Source organism: Streptomyces sp. NPDC054841, assembly GCF_053611045.1.
Map to the genome: position 1 here is coordinate 1 of NZ_JBSGZO010000704.1, position 3,253 is coordinate 3,253.

Annotated in this window: 2 protein-coding genes; one reads left to right on the plus strand and one right to left on the minus strand. The window is 70.4% G+C overall.

What is annotated here, in order from left to right; all coding sequences use genetic code 11:
• Nucleotides 1–111: 111 nt before the first annotated feature.
• On the minus strand, nt 112–525 hold the full coding sequence (locus ACWGI8_RS42005) for a pyridoxamine 5'-phosphate oxidase family protein (RefSeq protein ID WP_453668725.1): 414 nt from the start codon (nt 523–525) through the stop codon (nt 112–114).
• Nucleotides 526–646: 121 nt separating this feature from the next.
• On the opposite strand from ACWGI8_RS42005, the gene clpB reads away from it, so the two are divergent.
• Entirely contained in the window at nt 647–3,253 is a 2,607-nt protein-coding gene (clpB, locus tag ACWGI8_RS42010; RefSeq protein ID WP_453668726.1) for an ATP-dependent chaperone ClpB, read from the plus strand.

Genomic DNA, 3,253 nt, shown 5'->3' on the forward strand with positions numbered 1-3,253 from the left:
AAACACGATGGCGCCGCTGTGCTTTGCGCTTCTACGGGTGCCGGCGCCCCGGGCCCCAATGACGGGCCCCCGCCGCTGACGGGCCCCGCCTGGCGGTCCCGGACCCCCGGGTCAGGCCCGGCCCATCGCCCGGGTGAGCGCGATCTCGATGACCACCCGGTCCGGGTTCGGGGCCGGGGTGCGTCCGTAGCGCTCCGCGTAACGGGCGACGGCGTCCGCGACCACCTCCGGCTCCGTACGGACCGTGGCGCGGCCCTCCAGGGTCGCCCAGCGGCCCTTGTCCACCTGGCAGACGGCGACCCGTGCCCCCTCCGAACCCGCGGCCAGGACGTTCGCGACCTTGTGGCTGTGCTTGTTGGTGATCACGCGGGCGATGCCCTTCTCGCCGCCCTCCGGGTCGTAGGTGACGCCCACCGCGACGACGTGCGGGCTGCCGTCGGGGCGCGGGGTCGTGAGCGTGCACATGTGGTACTCGCGCCAGAAGCTGAGATAGGACGTGTCGGGGTGTCGCGGGTCGATGGCCATGCCCGGAACCTACCTGCGGGGGACTTCGGCGTACTACCCTGGGCAGTGCCTTGAGTGGAATAGACTCAACTTTATGTACGTTGTGTGAGTCAAAGGTGATTCGGAGGAGGAGAGACCGCACGTGGACGCAGAGCTGACCAACAGGAGCCGGGACGCGCTCAACGCCGCCACCACCCGGGCCGTGTCCGAGGGGCACCCCGACCTGACCCCTGCGCATCTGCTGCTGGCACTGCTCGCGGGCCAGGACAACGAGAACATCACCGATCTGCTGGCCGCGACCGACGCGGACCAGGCAGCGGTACGGTCCGGGGCGGAGCGGGTGCTCGCCGACCAGCCCAGCGTGACCGGGTCCACCGTCGCCCCGCCGCAGCCCAACCGCGAGCTGCTCGCCGTCATCGCCGACGCCGCGCAGCGCGCCGAGGAGCTCGGCGACGACTACCTCTCCACCGAGCATCTGCTCATCGGTGTCGCCGCCAAGGGCGGGCGAGCGGGCGAGGTGCTGTCCCGGCAGGGCGCCACCGCGGAGAAGCTGCAGCAAGCGTTCGAGAAGGCAAGAGGAGGGCGCCGGGTGACCACACCCGACCCTGAGGGGCAGTACAAGGCCCTGGAGAAGTTCGGCACCGACCTCACGGCCGCGGCCAGGGACGGAAAGCTCGACCCCGTCATCGGCCGTGACCACGAGATCCGCCGCGTCGTCCAGGTCCTGTCGCGCCGCACCAAGAACAACCCCGTGCTGATCGGCGAGCCCGGCGTCGGCAAGACCGCCGTCGTCGAGGGCCTCGCCCAGCGGATCGTGAAGGGCGACGTCCCCGAGTCGCTGCGCAACAAGCGACTGGTCGCCCTCGACCTGGGTGCGATGGTTGCGGGTGCGAAGTACCGGGGCGAGTTCGAGGAGCGCCTGAAGACCGTCCTCTCCGAGATCAAGGAGAGCGAGGGCCAGATCATCACGTTCATCGACGAGCTGCACACCGTCGTCGGCGCGGGCGCCGGCGGCGACTCCGCGATGGACGCGGGCAACATGCTGAAGCCGATGCTCGCGCGCGGGGAGCTGCGCATGGTCGGCGCCACGACGCTCGACGAGTACCGCGAGCGGATCGAGAAGGACCCGGCGCTGGAGCGGCGCTTCCAGCAGGTGCTGGTCGCCGAGCCGTCGGTCGAGGACACGATCGCGATCCTGCGCGGGCTCAAGGGCCGTTACGAGGCCCACCACAAGGTGCAGATCGCGGACAGTGCCCTGGTCGCCGCCGCGACCCTGTCCGACCGGTACATCACCTCCCGCTTCCTGCCCGACAAGGCCATCGACCTCGTCGACGAGTCCGCGTCCCGGCTCCGTATGGAGATCGACTCCTCGCCGGTCGAGATCGACGAGCTGCAGCGCTCCGTCGACCGCCTCAGGATGGAGGAGCTCGCGCTCTCCAAGGAGACCGACGAGGCGAGCAAGCAGCGCCTGGAGAAGCTGCGCCGCGACCTCGCCGACAAGGAGGAGGAGCTGCGCGGGCTCACCGCACGCTGGGAGAAGGAGAAGGAGTCCCTCAACCGCGTCGGCGAGCTGAAGGAGAGGCTCGACGAGCTGCGCGGCCAGGCCGAACGTGCCCAGCGCGACGGTGACTTCGACACCGCGTCCAAGCTGCTGTACGGGGAGATCCCCACGCTGGAGCGGGAGCTGGAGGCGGCCAGCGAGGCCGAGGCCCAGCAGGAGGCCGCGAAGGACACCATGGTCAAGGAGGAGGTCGGCCCGGACGACATCGCGGACGTGGTCGCCGCCTGGACCGGGATCCCCGCCGGCCGGCTGCTGGAGGGCGAGACCCAGAAGCTGCTCCGTATGGAGTCCGAGCTGGGCAAGCGGCTCATCGGGCAGACCGAGGCCGTACGGGCCGTGTCGGACGCGGTGCGCCGCTCGCGGGCCGGTATCGCCGACCCCGACCGCCCGACGGGCTCCTTCCTCTTCCTCGGCCCGACCGGTGTCGGAAAGACCGAACTGGCGAAGGCCCTCGCGGACTTCCTCTTCGACGACGAGCGGGCGATGGTCCGCATCGACATGAGCGAGTACGGCGAGAAGCACAGCGTCGCCCGCCTGGTCGGCGCGCCTCCCGGTTACGTCGGCTACGAGGAGGGCGGCCAGCTCACCGAGGCGGTGCGGCGCCGGCCGTACAGCGTGGTGCTGCTCGACGAGGTGGAGAAGGCGCACCCCGAGGTCTTCGACGTCCTGCTGCAGGTCCTCGACGACGGCCGGCTGACCGACGGCCAGGGCCGGACGGTGGATTTCCGCAACACCATCCTGATCCTGACCTCCAACCTCGGCAGCCAGTTCTTGAGCGGGCACAGCCTGGTCGAGCCTCTGAGGAGCGAGGAGGAGAAGAAGCAGCAGGTCCTGGAGGTCGTGCGGGCCTCGTTCAAGCCCGAGTTCCTCAACCGGCTGGACGACATCGTCGTCTTCTCGGCCCTGTCGAAGGACGAGCTGGTGCATATCGCCGGGCTGCAGATCGGGCGCCTCGCGAAGCGGCTCGCCGAGCGCCGGCTGACCCTGGACGTCACCCCGGCGGCGCTGGAGTGGCTGGCCGAGGAGGGCAACGACCCGGCCTACGGCGCGCGGCCTCTGCGCCGCCTCGTCCAGACCGCGATCGGCGACCGCCTCGCCAAGGAAATCCTTTCGGGAGAGATCGAGGACGGCGACACGGTCCGTGTGGACCGCTTCGAGAACGGCCTGATCGTGGGCCCCGCGCAGTGA